Raw genomic sequence first — 21,102 nt, forward strand, 5'->3', positions numbered from 1 at the left:
CAGCCGCAATGGTGATGGTCGAGCCGTTCGACAGAGTGACGGTCACCGGGGTTTGCGCCGGGTTGGTCAACGTCGCGGTGTAGGTGATCTGACCGCCTTCAACAATATTGTTGGTCGCGGTCAGGGTCAGGCCAGTGTTATCGACCGAGTCGGTGATCGTAGTTACTGCTGGCGTCGGATTCGGCACCAGGTTTTCAAAGTTGCCGCCGGTAGCCCCGGTGATCGTCGTCGTAACAGTGCTGCCGTTGTTGTAAACGTCATTGGTCGGGGTCGGCACGTTAACAGTGCCGGTAGTCTGGCCAGCGCCAATGGTAATGGTCGAGCCATTCGACAGCGTGACGGTGACCGGAGTTTGCGCCGGGTTAGTCAGCGTCGCGGTGTAGGTAATCTGGCCGCCTTCGGTCACGCTCGAACCAGCCGTCAGCGTGACGGTAGTGGTATCGACGGTGTCGGTGACCTGCGTGGTCGCCGGGATAGTCGGCGGGGTCACGGTGATGCCGTTGCCGCCGCTGGTGCCGGTGACGGTCACGTCGATCTGGGTCGGGTCGTTGTAGACCGTGTCGTTCGGTGCCAGCGGCACGTTGACGGTGCCGGTGGTGGCGCCGGCCGGGATGACGATCACTGCGCCATTGGACAGGGTGATGGTCAGGTCGGTCAGCGGCGCCTGGGTCAGGGTCGCGGTGTACACCAGCACGCCGCCGGCTTCGGTGATGGTCGGCGTGGCGCTGAGGCTCAGGGTCGAGTCACGCAGCGCGTTGGTGGTGGTGTCGGTGGTCAGGCCGCCGGTGGTGTCCTGCGCGACTTGGCCGGCAGAATTGATGCCCGCCGTCGGAAAGCCAATGGTCGGATCGACGCGGCCAGCGGTGGCGTCGAGCATGACAAAGCTGTGACCACCACCGGCGGCGCCACCGGCACCTGCGGCGGTCGGGCCGGCCGCGGTGGATTCGAGTGCGGTGGTCGGGTCGACACCAGCGGCGATGGCTTGCTGCAGTTCTTCTACAGAAGGCGCAGCCTGCGCGGTGGCTTCGGCCAGGTCAGTGCTGGAGTCAGGCGAGCTGGCGCTCCACTGGGTGTCACGGCCCAGATCGAGCATGCGGCCATCGGCCAGTTCCAGCGACACCGCGCCGGACAGGCCGGTATCGATCTGGTCGCCGACATACAGGCGATCGCCTTCAACGAGTACGCGACGCACGCCCTCTGGGGACACCACGAAAACCTGACCGACAATGCTTTTGACGACGGCAACAACACTGCTCATTGAAGACTCTCCGGGGTGTCACATTCAGTTGACTTCCATGGACCTGACGGGCGTCGGCGCCACTTCAGTCTGGACGTACTTTCTATAGATGGATAACTTATTGACGCTGTATTTCCGTCAATAATCTGGCTATAAATTATCGCGATTAACTTTATGCCAAACTATTGACCTTCTGGGAGCCATCCTAAACAATCGCCCCACTAATGTCACATTGATATTTCCGCGGCGACCTGTCCTTCAGCCTGTCATCCAGTTCCTGTTTTGAACTTTCCGACATACGGTCTTTCGGGTTGCCATCATCCGACGCAGCACCACGTTCTGCTGTGATTCAAGACAAGAAGTTCCGGGAAAATTCCAACCATGCGTTCGCTTTTGCTCCTTGCCGCTCCCTTCGCTCTCGCCGCCTCATTCGCACAAGCACAATCCTTACCAGAAGCCATGCAACAGGCGCTGGATGTCCATCCGGAGATTCAGGCGGGGGTCAACAGTCGATTGGCGGCGGATTATCAGTTAAAGGCTGCGAAAGGGGGATACCTGCCCAAGGTCGATCTGCTCGGCGGTTATGGCCGTGAAGGCACTGACAGTGTGACCACTCGAGCGAACGGTGGAAGCAATCACTGGGAGACGTTGAACCGCAGCGAGTCAAGTTTACGTCTCTCGCAAATGGTTTTTGACGGTTTCGCGACGTCCAACGAAGTGGCGCGTCAACAAGCCAACGTCAGCTCCCGTGCTTACTCACTGCTGGGCACTTCCGAGCGTACTGCACTGACTGTCGCCCAGGTGTATCTGGACGTGCTGACCCGTCGCGAATTCGTCCGTCTGGCCGAGGAAAACCTCAAGAGCCACCAGCGCATCTACGATCAGATCCAGCTGCGCACCCAGCGCGGCGTCGGCAGCGGTGCCGACCTTGATCAGGCCGAAGCGCGTATGGCCCAGGCCCGCAACAATCTGATCACCGAACAGACCAACCTCGCCGACGCGGAAACCAACTTCCTCAGCGCCGTCGGCCAGATGCCCGACCAGCTCGAGCGCCCGGCGCCGTTCATGGCGATGATGCCGGCCAACCTCAATGAAGCCCGCGCGCAGATGCTGGAAAACAGCCCGATCCTGCGTTCCGCCGAGTCGGATATTGCCGCTGCCGAGAAGCAGTTCGCCACCGCCAAATCGACCTTTTACCCGCGCTTCGACGCCGAACTGGGCCGTACCGCCGATAACGATATCGACGGCCAGAACGGCCACAACAACGAATGGCAGGCCATGCTGCGCATGCGCTTCAACCTGTATTCCGGTGGCAGCAACAAGGCCGATCTGGAATCCAAGTCGTACCTGGCCAACCAGGCGCTGGACATCCGTAACAACGCCCTGCGTCAGTTGAACGAAGAGCTCGGCCTGGCCTGGAACGCCCTGAACAACGCCAACGCTCAGGTGCCGATCGCTCAGCAGTACGTCGATCGCAGCACCTCGGTGCGTACCGCCTACCAGCGTCAATTCAGCCTCGGCGAACGCACCCTGCTGGACTTGCTCGACAGCGAAAACGAATTGTTCACCGCCTCGCGGCGTCTGGCGGAAATCAAGAACATTCAGTTATTTACTCAGTACCGAATCAAGGCGACCATGGGCCAATTGCTCAAAAGCCAGGGAGTGGTCGCGCCGTTGGCATCCGTTGTGCAGAACGACGTGAAGCCCAAGGTCCAGCTGCCTGGGATGAACTGAGTTATCCCTTTCAACTGTTAAAGAGTGTCGAGCGTGGAATCAGAAGTCAGTCGAGTTCAACTCAGCCATGATCCACGCGCGTTGCATGACGATCCGTTGCTGGATGGTCTGCTCGCCCTGTGCATGCTGCACCAGAAGCCTGCCAGCGCGGCGATGCTGACCACCGGCCTGCCGCTGCCCAAACAACGTTTGAGTGTCGAGTTGCTGCCGCGCGCAGCGGCCCGCGCCGGGCTGCAGGGGCGGGTGTTGCAGCGCAAGCTCGAAGAAATTCCGGCGATCGCCATGCCCGCTCTGTTGCTGCTCAAGGATGGCCGCAGTGCCGTCCTGCTCGGCTGGCAGGGCGACAACGAAGCACGCGTGCTGCTGAGCGAAAGCGATGGCGGCGAATCGGTGGTCAGCCGCGAACTGCTGAGCGACGATTACACCGGCAAAGTGTTCTTCGCCCAGCCGCAGCACAAATTCGACGTCAACCACGGCACGCTGATCCCGCGCGCACGCTCGTGGTTCCGTGACACCCTCAAGCGTTCGCGCTGGCTGTACGCCGATGCGATCGCCGCCAGTTTCCTGATCAACATCATCGCCATGGCCGCGCCGCTGTTCGTGATGAACGTCTACGACCGCGTGGTGCCGAACCAGGCCGAAGCAACCCTTTGGGTGCTGGCGCTGGGCATCACCGGCGCTTACATCTTCGACTTGATCCTCAAGAGCCTGCGCAGCCTGTGCCTGGATCTGGCCGGGAAGAAAACCGACCTGATCATCTCCGCCACGCTGTTCGAGCGCATTGTCGGCATGGCGATGAAATACCGCCCGGCGCGGGTCGGCAGCTTTGCGCAGAACATCCACGAGTTTCAGAGCCTGCGCGACTTTCTCGCCTCGCTGACCCTGACCAGTCTGATCGACCTGCCGTTCACCATCCTGATTTTCATCGTCATCGCCATTCTCGGCGGGCATCTGGTGTGGATTCCGGTGCTGGCGTTCCCGATTGCCCTGTTGATCGGCTACGCCTTGCAGAAGCCGCTGATCGCGACCATGGAGCGCACCATGGCGCTGGGCGCCGAGCGCCAGTCGAGCCTGATCGAAACCCTCGCCGGCCTGGATGCGGTCAAGGTCAACAACGCTGAAAGCGAGCGCCAGTATCAGTGGGAGCAGACCATCGGCACCCTCAGTCGCCTCGAGCTGCGAGTGAAAATGCTCTCCGGTCTGGCGATGAACATCACCTTGCTGATCCAGCAACTGGCCGGGGTGATCATGATCGTCTTCGGCGTGTACCAGATCATCGCCGGCAACCTGAGCATGGGCGGGCTGATTGCCTGCTACATGCTCAGTGGCCGCGCGCTGAGCCCGCTGGCGTCGCTGTCCGGCCTGCTCACGCGCTATCAACAGGCGCGGGTGACCATGACCTCGGTCGACCAGATGATGGAGCTGCCGCAGGAGCGCAACTTCGAGGAGCGCCCGCTGAGCCGCAAGGTGCTGCAGGGTGCGATCGAATGCCGTCAGCTCAGCTTCACCTATCCGGACCAGCAGAACCCGGCGCTGAAGAACATCAACCTGGTGATCCGTCCCGGCGAGAAGATCGGCATCATTGGCCGCAGCGGTTCGGGCAAGAGTTCGCTGGCGAAACTGCTGGTGGGCCTGTACCAACCGGACGACGGTGCCTTGCTGGTCGACGGCGTGGACATCCGTCAGATCGACGTCAGCGAACTGCGCTACAACATCGGCTACGTGCCGCAGGACATTCAGCTGCTGTCCGGCACCCTGCGTGACAACCTGGTGTCCGGCGCGCGTTACGTCGAAGACGAGCTGGTGCTGCAAGCCGCCGAACTGGCCGGCGTGCACGAGTTCGCCCGTCTGCACCCGCAAGGCTACGAGTTGCAAGTCGGTGAGCGCGGGCAGAACCTCTCCGGCGGCCAGCGGCAGAACGTCGCCCTGGCCCGGGCCTTGTTGCTCAATCCACCGATTCTGCTGATGGATGAGCCAACCAGTGCGATGGACAACACCGGTGAAGAACGCCTCAAGCAACGCCTCGCAGCAGTGATTGAAAACAAGACCGTGGTGCTGGTCACGCACCGGGCATCGCTGTTGTCGCTGGTCGATCGCCTGCTGGTGATCGATCGCGGGCAGATTCTCGCCGACGGCCCGAAAGCCGCCGTGATGGAAGCGTTGAAGAAGGGGCAGATCAGTGTTGCTTAAGTCCGGTGTCAAGGAGTCGATCCGTCGCTACTTCAAGGGCTCTGCCTCGCTGCAGGGTCAGCCGCTGCCGGAGGTCAACAAGGCGCTGATCGAAGACGCCCCGCGCGTCGTGCGCCTGACCATCTGGGCGATCATCGGCTTCTTCGTGTTCCTCATGCTCTGGGCCAACTTCGCCGTAATCGACGAAGTGACCAAGGGCGACGGCAAGGCGATTCCGTCTTCCAAGATCCAGAAAATCCAGAACCTGGAGGGCGGTATCGTCTCCGAGCTGTTCGTCAAGGAAGGCCAGATCGTCGAGGCCGGCGCGCCGCTGATTCGTCTCGATGACACGCGTTTTGCCTCCAACGTCGGCGAAACCGAGGCTGATCGCCTGTCGATGCTGCTGCGGGTCGAGCGCCTGAGCGCGGAAGTCGATGATCGTCCGCTGAACTTCCCCGAGGACGTACTCAAAGCCGTGCCGGGCCAGGCAAAAAGCGAAGAGTCGCTGTACATCAGCCGCCGTCAGCAGTTGCACGATGAAATCGGCGGCTTGCAGGAGCAGTTGATCCAGCGTCAGCAAGAGCTGCGTGAGTTCAGCTCCAAGCAGGCCCAGTACCGTCAGCAACTCGGCTTGCAGCGTCAGGAAATCAACATGTCCGAGCCGCTGGTGGCGCAGGGCGCGGTCTCGCCGGTGGAAGTGTTGCGTCTCAAGCGTGCCGAAGTGGAAACCCGTGGCCAGCTCGATGCGACCACGCTGGCCATTCCGCGCGCGGAATCGGCGATCAAGGAAGTGCAGCGCAAGATCGACGAAACCCGCGGCAAATTCCGCAGCGAAGCGCTGACCCAGCTCAACGAAGCGCGCACCGATCTGAACAAGGCCCAGGCCACCGGCAAGGCGCTGGAAGACCGCGTCAGCCGTACGCTGGTTACCTCACCTGTGCGGGGTATCGTCAACAAGTTGCTGGTCAACACCATCGGCGGCGTGATCCAGCCGGGCAGCGACATGGTCGAAATCGTGCCGCTGGATGACACCCTGCTGGTCGAAGCCAAGATCCGCCCGCAGGACATCGCGTTCCTGCATCCGGGTCAGGAAGCAATCGTCAAATTCACCGCCTATGACTACACCATTTACGGCGGGCTCAAGGCGCAGCTAGAGCAGATCGGTGCGGATACCATCACCGACGAAGACAAGAAAACCACTTACTACGTGATCAAAGTGCGCACCGAGCGCAGCCACTTGGGCACGGATGAAAAGCCACTGCTGATCATCCCGGGAATGGTTGCGTCTGTGGATATCATCACGGGCAAGAAGTCGGTGCTGAGCTATTTGCTGAAGCCGATTATCCGGGCGCGGGCTGAGGCGTTGCACGAGCGCTAGGTCTTCAGCGCTGCTGACGGCCCATTAGCGAGCAGGCTCGCTCCCACAGGAGATTGCATTCCAGCTGTGGGAGCGAGCCTGCTCGCGAAGGCGTCCTCCGAAGCGCTACATATCCGCCGGTAAGTGACACAAATGGTCACCCACGCCCTCACCATTCGCCATATCGTTATTCATTAACGGTATTTAATTTCCGATTCTTATAGCTATAAAGTCACCCACCTGCGTACCTGCCGACCAATCGGCGCGCCGCACGACCTGAACCGACACGCAATCCAGCGTGAGTGTCTGATCGACGAGCGCGTCCGTGAGCGCGCCGTGCGTGGGAGATGATTGATGTCCGCCGCTACTGCCACCGAAAGCGCCGCAACTGCCGCGCCACAAGTTTTCGAAATTCGCCCCTTCAGCGGTGCCGTCGGCGCCGAGATCGTTGGCCTCGACCTGCGCCGGCCGGTCAATGATCAGGACTTCGCGCGCATTCATCGCGCGCACCTGGATCACCACGTCGTGGTCTTCCGCGATCAGCAGATCACCCCGCAACAGCAAATCGATTTCAGCCGCCGTTTCGGCGTGTTGCAGATCCACGTGCTCAAGCAATTCCTCTTGGCCAATCACCCGGAAATCCTCATCGTTTCCAACATCATCGAGAACGGCCAGAACATCGGTCTCGGTGACGCCGGCAAATTCTGGCATTCCGATCTCTCCTATAAAGAGCTGCCGAGTCTCGGCTCGATGCTGCACGCCCAAGAGCTGCCCGCCGAGGGTGGCGACACACTGTTCGCCGACATGCACAAAGCCTGGGACGACTTGCCCGCTGCGTTGCGCACTGCGGTCGAAGGACGTTCCGCTGCGCATTCCTATACCGCGCGCTACAGCGAAACCAAGTTCGAGGGTAACTGGCGCCCGACCCTGACCCCGGAACAACTGGCTCAGGTCGCCGAAGTGGTGCACCCGGTGGTGCGCACTCATCCGGAAAACGGCCGCAAGGCCTTGTTCGTCAGCGAAGGCTTCACCACGCGCATCGTCGGTCTGCCGAAAGACGAAAGTCGTCAGTTGCTCGGCGAACTCTTCGCCCACAGCGTGCTGCCGCAAAACATCTACCGCCATCAGTGGGAACCGCATGACCTGGTGTTCTGGGACAACCGCTCGCTGATCCACCTCGCCGCCGGCTGCCCCGCGCATCTGCGCCGCAAGCTGTATCGCACGACTATCCAGGGCGACGCGCCTTTCTGATTTGCCGGAGATCGATCATGAACGCCCCTTTGCCAGGCCACGCGGCCAGCAGCCCGATCGCCCGCAGCGAAGCGTTGCTGGCCGTCGATCACGTCAGCCTTGAATACCGCACGCCGCAGCGGGTGGTGCGCGCTACCCATCAAGTCAGTTTCGCCGTCGACCCGGCTGACCGGTTCGTCCTGCTTGGCCCGTCCGGTTGCGGGAAATCGACCTTGCTCAAGGCTGTCGCCGGATTCATCCAGCCTTGCGAAGGCGAGATCCGCCTGCAAGGCCAGCGCGTCGATGCGCCGGGGCCGGACCGCATTGTGGTGTTTCAGGAATTCGACCAGTTGCCGCCGTGGAAAACCGTCAAGCAGAACGTGATGTTCCCGCTGCTCGCCTCGCGCACCTTGAACAAGAAAGAAGCCGAAGAGCGTGCGTTGCACTATCTGGAAAAGGTCGGCCTCGCAGCGTTCGCCGACGCCTATCCACACACCTTGTCCGGCGGCATGAAAGCACGGGTGGCGATCGCCCGGGCCTTGGCCATGCAGCCGAAAATTCTTTTGATGGACGAACCCTTCGCTGCACTCGATGCGTTGACCCGCCGCAAGATGCAGGAGGAGTTGCTGCTGCTCTGGGAAGAGGTTCGTTTCACCCTGCTGTTCGTCACTCATTCGATCGAAGAAGCCTTGGTGATCGGCAATCGCATCCTCTTGCTGTCGCCGCATCCGGGGCGGGTGCGCGCCGAAGTGCACAGCCATCAATACGATCTGCACAGCCTCGGCGGCGTGGCGTTTCAGGAATCGGCGCGGCGCATTCATCGTCTGCTGTTCGATGAGGGCCAGGCGCCGGAGACCGAACGTGATCACCACTTCAACGACATTCGCATCGCCTATTGAACGGCCAGGAGGTCTACCCGATGAGCCATTCATCATCCGTGCGTGAAGAATTCGAAACCGTGCTCGAGCCGCTGACCGCAGTGCCGGTCGAGCGCGAATTGCCGCTTGCGACGCGCCTTTGGCAACAGGGCTGGCTGCGCAAAAGCCTGATCCTGATCGTGCTGGCGATCATCTGGGAAGTGGTCGCGCGGATTCAGAACAACGACCTGATGCTGCCGAGTTTTTTGCAAACCGCGCAGGCCCTGTTCGACGGTCTGCTCAGTGGCGAGTTGCTGGCCAAGGTGTGGATATCCCTGGTGGTGCTGATCAAGGGTTACCTGATCGGCATTGTCCTCGCGTTCGCTCTGACGACATTGGCGGTTTCGACCCAGTTGGGACGTGATCTGCTCAGTACGATGACTTCGATGTTCAACCCGTTGCCGGCGATCGCCCTGTTGCCGCTGGCGCTGCTCTGGTTCGGATTGGGGCAGAACAGTCTGATTTTCGTGCTGGTGCATTCGGTGCTGTGGGCGCTGGCGCTGAACACCTATGCCGGATTTCTCGGCGTCTCCGAAACGCTGCGTATGGCCGGGCGCAATTATGGTCTCAAGGGGTTGCGCCTTGTGTTGTTCATACTGATCCCGGCGGCACTGCCGTCGATTCTCGCCGGTTTGAAGATTGGCTGGGCGTTTGCCTGGCGCACCTTGATCGCAGCCGAATTGGTGTTTGGCGCAACCAGTGGCAAGGGCGGGCTGGGCTGGTACATCTTCCAGAATCGCAATGAGCTGTACACCGACAAGGTGTTTGCCGGGTTGGCGGTGGTGATCCTGATTGGTCTGCTGGTGGAGAATCTGGTGTTTGCCACCCTTGAGCGGGTGACGGTGAAGCGCTGGGGTATGCAGCGCTGACCTGAAAAGATCGCAGCCTTCGGCAGCTCCTACATGGGAAAACCATCCTCTGTAGGAGCTGCCGCAGGCTGCGATCTTTTGATCTGCTAGCATTGCGCCCGGATCAATCCAGATCAGCCAAGAGTGCTCAGCATGCAACTCCCGGACATGAACCTTCTGGTCGCCCTCGATGCCTTGCTCGACGAGGGCAGTGTGGTCGGCGCGGCGCGGCGGATGAACCTCAGCCCGGCGGCCATGAGCCGCACGCTGACGCGGATTCGCGAAGCCATCGGCGATCCGATCCTGGTGCGCGCCGGGCGTGGTCTGGTGCCGACCCCCAAAGCCCTCGAACTGCGCGAACAGGTGCGCGACGTGGTCGAGCAGGCGGCGCTGCTGTTTCGCTCCGCCGATAGCGTCGAACTGGGCACCTTGCGTCGACGTTTCAGCATCCGCGCCAATGATTTCTTTGTCGGCGTTTACGGCGGCAAGCTGTTCGATACCCTCGACCAACTCGCCCCGCATTGCGAATTACGCTTCGTCCCGGAAGGCGATGGCGACGATGAGGCGCTGCGCGAAGGACGCATCGATCTGAGCGTCAGCAACACCCGTCCGCTTACGCCGGAGGTTAAGGTACAGAACCTGTTCTCCACGCATTTCGTCGGCCTGGTGCGCGAGAACCATCCGCTGCTCGACGGCGAAATCACCGCTGAGCGCTACGCCGGTTTTTCCCACATCAGCATGTCGCGGCGTGGCATCGCTCGCGGCCCGATCGACACGGCGTTGAATGCTTTGGGGCTGGAGCGCCGGGTGGCGGTGATCGCGCCGAGCTTCCACGCGGCGATGTTTGCCTTGCCCGACTCCGACCTGATCCTGCCGGTGCCCAAAGAAGCACTGCTCAGCGTACGGCGGTTGGGCCTGAAACTGCGTTCATTCGATCTGCCGATTCCGCTGCCTATGCTGATGCTGACCCAGGCCTGGCACCCGCGCTTCGACAAGGACCCGGCCCACCGCTGGCTGCGTGAAACCCTCAAGACCTGCTGCGATGAAACGTGGCTGGCGGCACAGCCGTAAATCATCAGGCACCATCGAATCCCTGTGGGAGCGAGCCTGCTCGCGAAAGCGGTGGATCAGTCACCTCAATGGCGACTGGTCCACCGCTTTCGCGAGCAAGCTCGCTCCCACATAGGCATTCACCGTTGTGTCTGATGCACTTATAACCTGCCAATAAGTCAATTTTCGTCAGCAGTAAGCCCCACTAAAATGCTCCGGTATTTTCACCCCCGGAGCTTTTCATTCATGACATCCCTGACGGTCTCGGCGCCTCTCGCCGCGACCAGCCCGGCGACGGCGGCTGCGCCTGCGGTGTTCGGGGCGCGGATCATCATTGGTCTGGTCGGCGTGCTGTTGGCCGTGCTGGTTTCTGGCCTCAACGAGATGGTCACCAAAGTTGCACTCGCCGATATTCGCGGCGCGCTGCACATCGGCTACGACGAAGGCACCTGGCTGGTCGCCAGCTACACGGCCACGTCGGTCGCGGCCATGGCCTTCGCGCCGTGGTGCTCGGTGACCTTCTCGCTGCGCCGCTTCACGCTGTGCGCCATCGGTCTGTTTACCCTGCTCGGGGTGCTGTGCCCGTTCGCCCCGAACTACGAAAGTCTGCTGCTGATTCGCATCCTCCAAGGCCTCGCCGGCGGTGCATTGCCGCCGATGCTGATGACCGTCGCACTGCGCTTTCTCCCAGCGAACATCAAACTGTACGGACTGGCCGGCTACGCACTGACCGCGACTTTCGGCCCGGGACTCGGCACGCCGCTGGCCGGTCTGTGGACCGAATACGTCGGCTGGCAGTGGACCTTCTGGCAGATCATCGTGCCGTGCCTGATCGCCATGGCCGCAGTGGCTTACGGATTGCCCCAGGATCCGCTGCGACTGGAACGTCTCAAGACGTTCAACTGGAAAGGCCTGCTGCTGGGCTTTCCGGCGATCTGCATGCTGGTGATCGGTTTGTTGCAGGGCAATCGACTGGACTGGTTCGAGTCGAATCTGATCTGTGGATTACTCGGTGCCGGTTCGCTGCTGCTAGTGGCTTTTATGATCAATGAATGGTCGCAGCCGATTCCGTTTTTCAAATTGCAGATGCTCGGCATCCGCAACCTGCTGTTTGCGTTGATCACCCTCGCCGGGGTGCTGATCGTGCTGCTGGCGGTGGTGCTGATTCCGTCGAGTTATCTGGCCCAGGTGCAGGGTTATCGTCCGGCGCAAACCGCGCCGATCATGCTCATTGCCGCGCTGCCGCAGTTGATCGCGCTGCCATTGGTGGCGGCGCTATGCAACTTGCGCTGGGTCGATTGCCGCTGGGTGCTCGGCATTGGTCTGAGCATGCTCGCGCTGTCCTGCCTCGGCGGTTCGCACCTGACTTCGGTATGGATTCGCGATGATTTCTACGTCCTGCAATGGCTGCAGATTTTCGGCCAGCCGATGGCGGTGTTGCCGCTGCTGATGTTGTCGACCGGCAGCATCACGCCGATAGAAGGGCCGTTCGCGTCGGCGTGGTTCAACACAGTCAAAGGCCTTGCCGCCGTGGTCGCCACCGGCATCATCGAAGCGCTGACCACCGCACGCCTGCATTTTCATTCGACCATGTTGGTCGACAGCCTCGGCAATTCGCCGCTGGCCGATCACGGCGATCCGGGCCTCGCTCACCGCGTGCACGAGCAGGCGGTGGTGCTGACTTCGTCCGATTTGTACCTGTGCATGGCCGGCGTCGCTGTGGCGTTGATCCTGCTGATTTTCTGGCTGCCGACGCGGATTTATCCGCCGCGCGCGCCGACCTGATCGCTGTACTGAAACTGAAGGTTTTTTATGACTCAATCCAAGCAAAAACTCGCGGTGGCCGTGGCTACCGCGCTGGCGGTGGGCGTGCTGGTATATCTGGCAATGCCCGGGCTGTTCGGCCAACGCACCGAGCAAACCACCAACGACGCCTTCGTCTCCGCCGACTACACGCTGGTGGTGCCGCGCGTGGCCGGGTTCATCAAGCAGGTGCTGGTCGAAGACAACCAGCAGGTCAAGGCCGGGCAGTTGCTGGCGCTGATCGATGACCGTGATCTGCGCGCAGCGGCGGAAGCGGCGGATGCGCAAACCCTGGTCGCGCGGGCGCAGTTGCAGAACGCCAACGCGACCCTGGAGCGGCAGGCGTCGCTGATTGCTCAGGCGCAGGCCACCGTGGTCTCGGCCAAAGCGGAAATGGCCTTCGCACAACAGGAACTGAACCGCTACAACCACCTCGCCGGTGTCGGTGCCGGTACCGTGCAGAACGCGCAGCAGGCGCGCACGCGCATCGATCAGGCCTCGGCTCGCCTCGACACCGCGACCGCGAAGCTGGCGGCCGAACGCAAGCAGGTCGAGATTCTCACCGCCCAGCGCAACGCCGCCGAAGGCAATCTGAAACACGCGCAGGCGGCGCTGGAGATTGCCAGTTTCAACCTCTCTTACACGCGTATTACTGCGCCGCAGGACGGCATGATCGGCGAGCGCGCGGTGCGTGTCGGCGCCTACGTCACCCCGGGCAGCAAGCTGTTGGCGGTGGTGCCGTTGCAGCAGGCCTATGTGGTGGCCAATTTTCAGGAAACCCAGTTGACCGAGGTGCAGCCGGGGCAGGATGTGCAAGTGCGGGTCGACAGCTTGGGCGGTGAAGCCCTGACCGGCCGCGTCGAGAGTATTGCGCCGGCAACTGGCGTGACCTTTGCGGCGGTGAAACCGGATAACGCCACCGGTAATTTCACCAAGGTTGTGCAGCGGATTCCGGTGAAGATCGTGCTGGAACCGGGCCAGCCACTGGCTGAGCGGTTGCGGGTGGGGATGTCGGTCGAGGCGAGCATTGATACCGCCAGCTCAAAGGCGTCCGGGCGCGAGGTGACGCAGCGATGATCGGTGTTGAATCGGCTGCCGCCTTCGCGAGCAGGCTCGCTCCCACATTTTTTAATGCGTTCCCCCTGTGGGAGCGAGCCTGCTCGCGAAAAAGCCAGTGGCAGCAGCTAACCTTCAGTGCCTTGCTCACAATTAGTCTCACCGCCTGCACCGTCGGCCCCGACTTCCAGAAACCCGGAGCCACCCAACCTTCCGATTGGGCCAAACCCGCCAGGTCCGCCCCAAGCCAGGCCGTCAGCGAACCCCTGAACGAACGCTGCTGGGAAACCTTCCACGACCCGCAACTTTCCGCGCTCACCCAGCGCGCGCTGAACAGCAACCTCGACCTGCAACTGGCCAGCAGCCGCCTGCAACAAAGCCGCGCCGCGCGTCAGGTGATCACCGCCGAGCGCTATCCGCACAGCTCTGCCACCGGCAGCTACGGGCGCAAACGCAACAGTGGCGAAGGCTTGAACGATCCATCGGGAAATAACGGCGACGAGGCGTTCAACCTCTGGGATGCCGGTTTCTCCGCCTCATGGGAACTGGACTTCTGGGGCCGCGTGCGTCGTGAAACCGAAGCCGCTGATGCCAATCTCGAAGTGGCAGAAAATGATCGTCGCGGCGTGCTGCTGACCGTGCTTGCCGACACCGCGCAAAACTACATTCAGCTGCGCGGGGTGCAGAACACCCGCGCCGTCACCGAGCAGAACCTCGACGTCGCTCGCCACAGCCTGAAACTCTCGCAGTTGCGGCTGGCCGATGGCGTGGCCACCGACCTGGACGTCGCCGAAGCCGCCGCGCAAGTCGCCGCCATCGAGGCACGGCTGCCGGCGCTCGAGCAGCGTCAGGCGCAACTGATCAACGCGATCAGTCTGCTGATGGGCGAACCGCCGCAGGCCCTCGCTCAAGCGTTATCCACAGACGCGGCAGTGCCGCAGTCGCCACTGCAAGTCGCCATCGGCCTGCCGTCGCAATTGGCCGAACGCCGTCCGGATATCCGCCAGGCCGAAGCGCGTCTGCACGCCGCCACCGCCAACATCGGTGTGGCCAAGGGTGATTTCTATCCGCGCATCACCCTGTCCGGCAACTTCGGTTCCCAGGCCATGCAACTGAGCGATTTCGGTTCTTGGGGCTCGCGCGCCTTTGCCATCGGCCCGCAATTCAGCCTGCCGTTGTTCGACGGCGGTCGCTTGCGCGGCATGCTGCAACTGCGTGAAGCCCAACAGCAGGAAGCGGCGATCGCCTACCAGCAAACCGTGCTGCGTGCCTGGCATGAAATCGATGATCAACTGACCGCCTACAACGCCAGCCAGCGCCGTCGCGACAGCCTCGCCGAAGCCGTGCGTCAGAACCGGATCGCCCTGCGTACTGCGCAACAGCAATACGTCGAAGGCGTGGTCGATTTCGTCAACGTCCTAACCGTGCAGAGCGCCTTGCTCGCCACGCAGGAACAATGGGTAGAAAGCTCGACCGGCGTGTCACTGGCGATGGTCGGGTTGTACAAGGCGCTCGGTGGCGGATGGCAGTCGGTCTATCCGGCAGCGCAACTGGCCGCAGGCTCACTTGACGTCGCCAGACCCTGAACCCGCAGCGCCAGCTATGATCAACTCCATTGCAGCAAACGGCGCAACGCCGGACCTGAATTGCAGAGGAGTTGCATCATGGAAAATCCGCAGCACAGTCTACCGGCCCTGTTCAAACAACTCGGCCTCGATGACGATCCGACCGGCATCGACAAATTCATCGCCAGCCATTCGCCGCTCAAGCCGGAATTGCATCTGGCTGACGCGTTTTTCTGGACGGAAAGTCAGGCGCAGTTTCTGCGCGAGGAGATTCTGGATGATGCGGATTGGGCGGAGGTGGTGGATCAGTTGAATGTGATGTTGCGCAAGGGGCGGGCTGATTACTTCGGCTGAGGCCAAGTCCGTGCCGTATGCACCAGCGCCATGATCCAGACGGCATCTCTCTCCGTTTGATAGACAAGACGGTAACTGGGATGCGGAATCAGCTCACGCGTACCGGCAATGATGCCGGCACGGCCAATCAACGGATTGTCGGAAAGGCGATGAACCGCTTCGCTGAAGCGCAGATCCATTTCGATGGCCGCTCTTGGGTTGGCGGCCTGCAAGTAGTCCCAAATGTCTGCACGATCCTGTGCGGCGGCTGGCGTCCATATGATTTTCATAGGTGATCTTCTGCCTGCCTGCGCTTTGCCGCGAACGCTGCTTCTACGTCTTCGTTGTTCAATCCGTCTCCGGCACGTACGGATTCCCGAGCGATTTCAACCTTGCGTTGCAGGAACGCTTCATATTCGCGGGCCTCTCGCTGGGTTTGAACATACTGACGCATCATGTCTCGCATGATTTGCGACGCCGGCCGGTGTGCCGCTTCGGCTTCCGCCATGAACTCCTCCCGCAGTTCCGGCTCCAGTTTCATGGTGAAAACGGCTTGTTTTGACATATCAGGCTCCTGAATTTGGTGATGACAACGTATATACCTTGTCAGTATCGATGGAGAAAGCTTTGAGTCAGATAGGGCGACTAACGGAGAGATTTGTTTCAAAACTTGACTGAAATTCCCCTCCAATGCGATATTGATAGTTAGCAAACTAACAGTGTCCGTTATCCCGTGTCCGATTCCCTCGACAGTCTCCAGATGAACATCAGCAGCGCCATGGTGGTGGCCGCCCGGCATTGGCGGAAGATCTGCCAGACCACGCTGGTCAACTATGGAATTTCCGAAGCCTGCGCCGTGCCCTTGTTGATGATCGGGCGTTTGGGCGAGGGCGTGCGTCAGGTGCAAGTCGCCCAGGCTGCGGGGATGGAGAGTCCTTCGCTGGTGCGCTTGCTCGATCAGCTGTGCCACGCCGGTTACGTCTGTCGCACCGAAGATGCTCAGGATCGCCGCGCCAAGTGCCTGAGCCTTACCGATACCGGCCGCGAGCTGGTGCAGGCGGTGGAGGCCGAGCTGGTGCGCTTGCGTCATGAGGTGCTGGAAGGCATCGAGCGCAGCGATCTGGAAGCTACGCTTCGGGTACTGAGGGCTTTTGAGGCGGCGAGTTCGCCTGTGGTGGTCAATTCTTGAACGGTTTTTTCACTGGCATGCCGCCGGCCCGTGACTGGTTTTACGGGGTCCGTACTTTTGCAGCGTCGATGATTGCGCTGTACATCGCCTTGCTCATGCAAATGCCGCGTCCGTATTGGGCGATGGCCACGGTGTACATTGTCTCCAGCCCGTTTCTCGGCCCGACCAGTTCAAAAGCGCTGTACCGCGCGGCGGGCACTTTCCTGGGCGCGGCGGCGGCGGTGCTCTTCGTGCCGATGTTCGTACAGAGCCCCTATGTGCTGGTGGTGGTGATCGCGTTGTGGACCGGCATTCTGCTGTTCATGTCCCTGCATCTGCGCACCGCCAACAGCTATGCGTTGATGCTGGCCGGCTACACCTTGCCGCTGATTGCCCTGCCCGTGGTCGATAATCCGCTGGCGGTGTGGGACGTGGCCGAGGCACGTACCGAAGAGATTTTCCTTGGCATCGCCGTCGCTGCGGTGGTCGGTGCGATGTTCTGGCCGCGACGGCTGGCGCCGGTGTTCAACGATGCCGTGAGCAAGTGGTTCGCCGATGCGACGAGCTACAGCCTGAAGTTTCTCAGCCGCGATGTGCAGCCGGAAGAAGTCACCGCGCTGCGCATGGCCATGGTCGCCAACTTCAACAGCCTCGAGTTGATGATCGGCCAGTTGCCCCACGAAGGCGCGCGGCCACAAACCGTGCGCAACACCAAGGAACTGCGCGGGCGGATGATTCACCTGTTGCCGGTGATCGATGCCCTTGAGGATTCGCTGTACGCCCTCGAACGCCGCACCCCGGAACTGGTGGAAAAATTCCAGCCGTTGCTGACCGCGACCCGGGAATGGCTGGCCTACGCGGACGCCAACCTTGAGCGCTGGCAAGCACTCAGAGATCAACTCGACGCGTTGCAACCGAGCGCCGAAGCGCTGGAGGAGCGCAAACAGTTGCTGTTCTCCAACGCGATCTACCGCCTCGGTGAATTCATCGATCTGTGGCAGGACTGTCGCAGCCTGCAGGATGCGATTCTGTGCGAGCGCCAGGACAGCTGGCGCGCGGTCTACCGGCATTGGCGCCTGGGCCGGTTGACGCCGTTCATCGATCGCGGACTGATGCTCTACTCGGTGACCTCGACCATTCTGGCGATCATCGTTGCTTCGGTGCTGTGGATCCTGCTCGGCTGGCCGGACGGCGGCAGCGCGGTGATCCTGGCAGCGGTGGCGTGCAGCTTCTTTGCCTCGATGGACGACCCGGCGCCGCAGATTTACCGGTTCTTTTTCTGGACCGGGATGTCGGTGCTGTTCGCCAGTCTTTATCTGTTTCTGATTCTGCCCAACCTGCACGACTTCCCGATGCTGGTGCTGGCGTTTGCCGTGCCGTTCATTTGCGTCGGCACGCTGACCGTGCAGCCGCGATTTTACCTCGGCATGCTGCTGACGCTGGTCAATACCTCGTCGTTCATCAGTATTCAGGGCGCCTACGACGCTGACTTTTTTGCCTTTGCCAACTCCAACCTCGCCGGGCCGCTGGGGCTGTTGTTCGCTTTCATCTGGACGCTGGTGGCGCGACCGTTCGGTGCCGAACTGGCGGCCAAGCGTCTGACCCGATTCAGTTGGAAAGACATTGTCAGCATGACCGAGCCAGCCAGCCTCGCCGAGCATCGGCATTTGGGCGTGCAGCTGCTCGACCGGCTGATGCAGCACCTGCCGCGTCTGGCCCTGACCGGTCAGGACACCGGCATCGCCATGCGCGAAGTGCGTGTCGGTCTGAATATGCTCGATCTGCTTGCCTACACCCCGCGCGTCACCGGCGTGCCAAACGCCCTGCTGCGACAAGTGGTGGGCGAGGTCGGCGAGTATTTCCGCGCGTGCCTCAAAGCCGACGAACGCCTGCCGGCACCGAGCGGTCTGCTGATGACACTTGATCGTACCCGCCGTGCGCTGAACGGCCAGGGCGACGATGAAACCCGTCGACACCTGCTGCACGCCTTGAGCGGTCTGCGTCTGGCCTTGCTGCCCGGTGTCGAGTTCGTCTCCAGCGCCGAGCCCGAAGAACCGCTGCCCGATGGAGCGCCCCTATGATCGGTGATCTGGATATCAGCGGCATTTTCCTGCCGACCCTGCTGGTGCTGATGGGCATCACTTACGTGCTGTTTTTGTTGGTGCATGGCGTGCTGCAACGCCTGCACTTTTACCGTCTGGTCTGGCACCGGGCATTGTTCAACGTGGCGCTCTACGCCGTGCTGCTGTACGGCGTGGACTCACTCAGTCGATACCTGATGACATGAAAAAACCGTTTCTGACCATCGGTCGCGTGGTTCTGACCCTGCTGATCGTGACTTTTGCCGTTGTCCTCGTCTGGCGCATGGTGATGTATTACATGTTCGCGCCGTGGACCCGCGACGGCCACATTCGCGCCGACATCATCCAGATCGCCCCGGACGTGTCCGGGTTGATCCAGCAGGTCGAGGTAAAGGACAACCAGTTGATCAAGCGTGGCCAGGTGCTGTTCAGCATCGACCAGGATCGCTTCAAACTGGCCCTGCGCCAGGCCAAGGCCGCCGTTGCCGATCGCGAAGAAACCCTCGCCCAGGCCCAGCGTGAAGCCAAGCGTAACCGTGGCCTCGGCAATCTGGTGCCGGCCGAACAGCTGGAAGAAAGCCAGTCGCGCGTCGCCCGTGCACAGTCGGCATTGGCCGAAGCCTTGGTGGCGGTCGACAGTGCGCAGCTCAACCTCGATCGCTCGGTGATCCGCAGCCCGGTCGACGGTTACGTCAACGACCGCGCGCCGCGTCCGCAGGAATTCGTCACCGCCGGGCGCCCGGTGTTGTCGGTGGTCGACAGCAACTCCTTCCACATCGACGGCTATTTTGAAGAAACCAAACTCGACGGCATCCACGTCGGGCAATCGGTGGATATCCGCGTGATCGGTGACCGCGCGCGGTTGCGCGGACATGTCGAAAGTATCGTCGCCGGTATCGAAGACCGCGACCGCACCAGCGGCAGCAACCTGCTGCCCAACGTCAACCCGGCGTTCAGTTGGGTTCGCCTGGCGCAGCGGATTCCGGTGCGCATCGCTTTTGATGAGGTGCCGGCCGACTTCCGCATGATCGCCGGGCGTACCGCCACTGTGTCGATCATCGACGATCAGCATGAGGAGCCGCAGCCATGAGCAGGGCCTGGTTGATCGCCGGGTTGGGCGTGATGCTCTCGGCCTGTCAGATGATCGGCCCGGATTATCAGGTGCCCACTGACGCGGCGGTGCAGCGCAAGGATATTCAGGGTGAGCTGGCAGTCGCCGGCAAACCGGTTGTCTCGGCGCCGGTGCCGACCGACTGGTGGCGGCTGTATAAAGACCCGCGCCTTGATCAACTGGTGCAGCAGGCCATGGCTTCCAATACCGACCTGCGCGTGGCGGCGGCGAACCTGTCGCGGGCACGTGCTCAGGTGGATGAAGCCGAGGCCGCTGGTGGCTGGAGCGGCGGGGTGAAAATGGGCGCGCAACGTTTGCAGGAATCCGGTCAGGCGTTCCTGCTGCCGGAGAAAGTCCCGGTGGCCAACATTGCCGATATCGGCATCAGCGCTTCGTACCAGTTCGACCTGTGGGGCACCTTGCAGCGCGGCATCGAAGCGGCCAAAGCCAATGCCGATGCAACTCAGGCCGCCGCCGACACTGCGCGTATCACCTTGGTGGCGGACGTGGTTCGTGCTTACACCCAGGTCTGCGCAGCCAACGAAGAGCGGGAAATCGCCGAGCACTCTCTCGATCTGCAATCGCAGAGCACCACGCTGATCCAGCGCCTGCGCGATGCCGGGCGGGGCGACGAGACCCAGGTCACCCGCTCGCAGACCCAATTCAAATCCCTGCGCGCCGACTTGCCGCGCTATGAAGCCGCGCGTCAGGCGGGGCTGTTCCGTCTGTCGATGCTGCTGGCCAAACCGGTCGAACAGTTGCCGGCAGGTACCGCCAGTTGCGCCGAGTTGCCGAAGATCGCGCAACTGGTGCCGGTCGGTGACGGCGCTGCGCTGCTCAAGCGCCGCCCGGATATTCGTCAGGCCGAGCGGCGTCTCGCAGCGGCAACCGCCGGCATCGGCATCGCCACCGGTGAGCTGTACCCGGACATCAGCATCGGCGCGACCATCGGCACCGTCGGCATCATTGATGACCTTGGCGATCCGTCGACCAACCGCTGGGGCTTTGGCCCGTCGCTGAGCTGGAAAGTACCGACCAACGGCGCCCGTGCGCGCATTCGTGAAGCCGAGGCCAACACTCAAGGCGCGCTGGCGCATTTCGACGGCGTGGTGCTCAACGCCATCCGCGAGACCCAGACCGGTCTGGCCCAGTACAGCGCGCTGCTGCAACGCCGCGATGCGCTGGCCGAAGCCGAGCAGTCGGCGAAGCTCGCCGCCGAGCAGACGCACCGCTTCTTCCAGGCCGGCCGCGAGTCGTTCCTTGCCGACCTGCAAGCAACCCGCACCTATACCGATGTCACCGCGCAACTGGCCGCCGCCAACACCCAGGTCGCGATGAGCCAGATCGATTTGTTCCTCGCCCTGGGCGGTGGCTGGGAAAGCGGACGAACGAACACCTCGAGCGCCAGCAAACCCTGAGGTCGTTGCTATGCTTTGAAGTGTT

Annotated in this window: 19 protein-coding genes; 16 read left to right on the plus strand and 3 right to left on the minus strand. The window is 61.8% G+C overall.

The features are described from left to right. Positions 1-1,258: retention module-containing protein (locus tag D8U71_RS08150; RefSeq protein ID WP_130887678.1), on the minus strand; the 1,258-nt coding region annotated here is incomplete at its 3' end. A gap of 360 nt (positions 1,259-1,618) precedes the next feature. Between D8U71_RS08150 and D8U71_RS08155 the strand changes: the two genes are divergently transcribed. The 11 genes from D8U71_RS08155 to D8U71_RS08205 all read left to right on the plus strand — a co-directional run bounded on the left by D8U71_RS08155 (position 1,619) and on the right by D8U71_RS08205 (position 15,320). Further along, the gene (locus D8U71_RS08155) at positions 1,619-2,971 is read left to right on the plus strand and encodes a TolC family outer membrane protein (protein ID WP_130887556.1); all 1,353 of its coding nucleotides are present in this window, start codon (positions 1,619-1,621) and stop codon (positions 2,969-2,971) included. A 33-nt stretch (positions 2,972-3,004) separates the two neighbouring features. Next, complete coding sequence (locus D8U71_RS08160) at positions 3,005-5,161, plus strand: type I secretion system permease/ATPase (protein ID WP_051600365.1); 2,157 nt, start codon at positions 3,005-3,007, stop codon at positions 5,159-5,161. Beyond that, the gene (locus D8U71_RS08165) at positions 5,151-6,518 is read left to right on the plus strand and encodes an HlyD family type I secretion periplasmic adaptor subunit (RefSeq protein ID WP_024011116.1); all 1,368 of its coding nucleotides are present in this window, start codon (positions 5,151-5,153) and stop codon (positions 6,516-6,518) included. Before D8U71_RS08160 ends, D8U71_RS08165 begins: the two co-directional genes overlap by 11 nt. Before the next feature lie 333 nt (positions 6,519-6,851). After that, positions 6,852-7,748, plus strand: a complete 897-nt coding sequence (locus D8U71_RS08170) for a TauD/TfdA family dioxygenase (protein WP_130887557.1) — start codon at positions 6,852-6,854, stop codon at positions 7,746-7,748. A 17-nt stretch (positions 7,749-7,765) separates the two neighbouring features. Further along, entirely contained in the window at positions 7,766-8,626 is an 861-nt protein-coding gene (locus D8U71_RS08175) for an ABC transporter ATP-binding protein (RefSeq protein ID WP_130887558.1), read from the plus strand. Positions 8,627-8,646: 20 nt separating this feature from the next. Further along, on the plus strand, positions 8,647-9,513 hold the full coding sequence (locus D8U71_RS08180) for an ABC transporter permease (protein ID WP_130887559.1): 867 nt from the start codon (positions 8,647-8,649) through the stop codon (positions 9,511-9,513). Between the two features lie 132 nt (positions 9,514-9,645). Further along, positions 9,646-10,563, plus strand: coding sequence for a LysR family transcriptional regulator (locus tag D8U71_RS08185; RefSeq protein ID WP_016772273.1), 918 nt, complete (start codon positions 9,646-9,648; stop codon positions 10,561-10,563). Positions 10,564-10,788: 225 nt separating this feature from the next. Next, a complete protein-coding gene (locus tag D8U71_RS08190) occupies positions 10,789-12,327 on the plus strand; it encodes an MFS transporter (protein WP_130887560.1) in 1,539 nt (512 codons plus the stop codon). 27 nt (positions 12,328-12,354) lie between these two features. Continuing rightward, a complete protein-coding gene (locus D8U71_RS08195) occupies positions 12,355-13,422 on the plus strand; it encodes an HlyD family secretion protein (RefSeq protein WP_130887561.1) in 1,068 nt (355 codons plus the stop codon). Beyond that, entirely contained in the window at positions 13,419-14,987 is a 1,569-nt protein-coding gene (locus tag D8U71_RS08200) for an efflux transporter outer membrane subunit (protein ID WP_177434889.1), read from the plus strand. The genes D8U71_RS08195 and D8U71_RS08200 overlap by 4 nt, the downstream gene beginning before the upstream one ends. Before the next feature lie 78 nt (positions 14,988-15,065). Continuing rightward, positions 15,066-15,320: a DUF2789 domain-containing protein gene (locus D8U71_RS08205; RefSeq protein WP_130887562.1), complete on the plus strand. Its 255-nt coding sequence runs from the start codon at positions 15,066-15,068 to the stop codon at positions 15,318-15,320. Here the strand turns inward: D8U71_RS08205 and D8U71_RS08210 are convergent. Both D8U71_RS08210 and D8U71_RS08215 read right to left on the minus strand, forming a co-directional pair. Next, on the minus strand, positions 15,308-15,589 hold the full coding sequence (locus D8U71_RS08210; RefSeq protein WP_016772268.1) for a type II toxin-antitoxin system RelE/ParE family toxin: 282 nt from the start codon (positions 15,587-15,589) through the stop codon (positions 15,308-15,310). The genes D8U71_RS08205 and D8U71_RS08210 overlap by 13 nt on opposite strands. Next, entirely contained in the window at positions 15,586-15,864 is a 279-nt protein-coding gene (locus D8U71_RS08215) for a hypothetical protein (protein WP_016772267.1), read from the minus strand. The genes D8U71_RS08210 and D8U71_RS08215 overlap by 4 nt, the downstream gene beginning before the upstream one ends. A gap of 195 nt (positions 15,865-16,059) precedes the next feature. On the opposite strand from D8U71_RS08215, the gene D8U71_RS08220 reads away from it, so the two are divergent. Genes D8U71_RS08220 through D8U71_RS08240 form a run of 5 tightly spaced genes read left to right on the plus strand, consistent with a single transcriptional unit; the run spans position 16,060 to position 21,077 of the window. Continuing rightward, complete coding sequence (locus D8U71_RS08220) at positions 16,060-16,488, plus strand: MarR family transcriptional regulator (protein ID WP_016772266.1); 429 nt, start codon at positions 16,060-16,062, stop codon at positions 16,486-16,488. Next, positions 16,485-18,548 (plus strand): FUSC family protein, encoded by a 2,064-nt coding sequence (locus D8U71_RS08225; protein ID WP_016772265.1) that lies wholly within the window; start codon positions 16,485-16,487, stop codon positions 18,546-18,548. The genes D8U71_RS08220 and D8U71_RS08225 overlap by 4 nt, the downstream gene beginning before the upstream one ends. Further along, the gene (locus tag D8U71_RS08230) at positions 18,545-18,754 is read left to right on the plus strand and encodes a DUF1656 domain-containing protein (protein ID WP_016772264.1); all 210 of its coding nucleotides are present in this window, start codon (positions 18,545-18,547) and stop codon (positions 18,752-18,754) included. The genes D8U71_RS08225 and D8U71_RS08230 overlap by 4 nt, the downstream gene beginning before the upstream one ends. Continuing rightward, positions 18,751-19,638, plus strand: coding sequence for an HlyD family secretion protein (locus D8U71_RS08235; protein ID WP_016772263.1), 888 nt, complete (start codon positions 18,751-18,753; stop codon positions 19,636-19,638). The genes D8U71_RS08230 and D8U71_RS08235 overlap by 4 nt, the downstream gene beginning before the upstream one ends. Beyond that, a complete protein-coding gene (locus D8U71_RS08240) occupies positions 19,635-21,077 on the plus strand; it encodes a TolC family protein (protein WP_130887563.1) in 1,443 nt (480 codons plus the stop codon). Before D8U71_RS08235 ends, D8U71_RS08240 begins: the two co-directional genes overlap by 4 nt. The last annotated feature ends 25 nt before the right edge of the window (positions 21,078-21,102 follow it).

Source organism: Pseudomonas sp. Sample_21 (assembly GCF_004307525.1).
In the GTDB taxonomy this organism is placed as follows: domain Bacteria; phylum Pseudomonadota; class Gammaproteobacteria; order Pseudomonadales; family Pseudomonadaceae; genus Aquipseudomonas; species Aquipseudomonas atacamensis.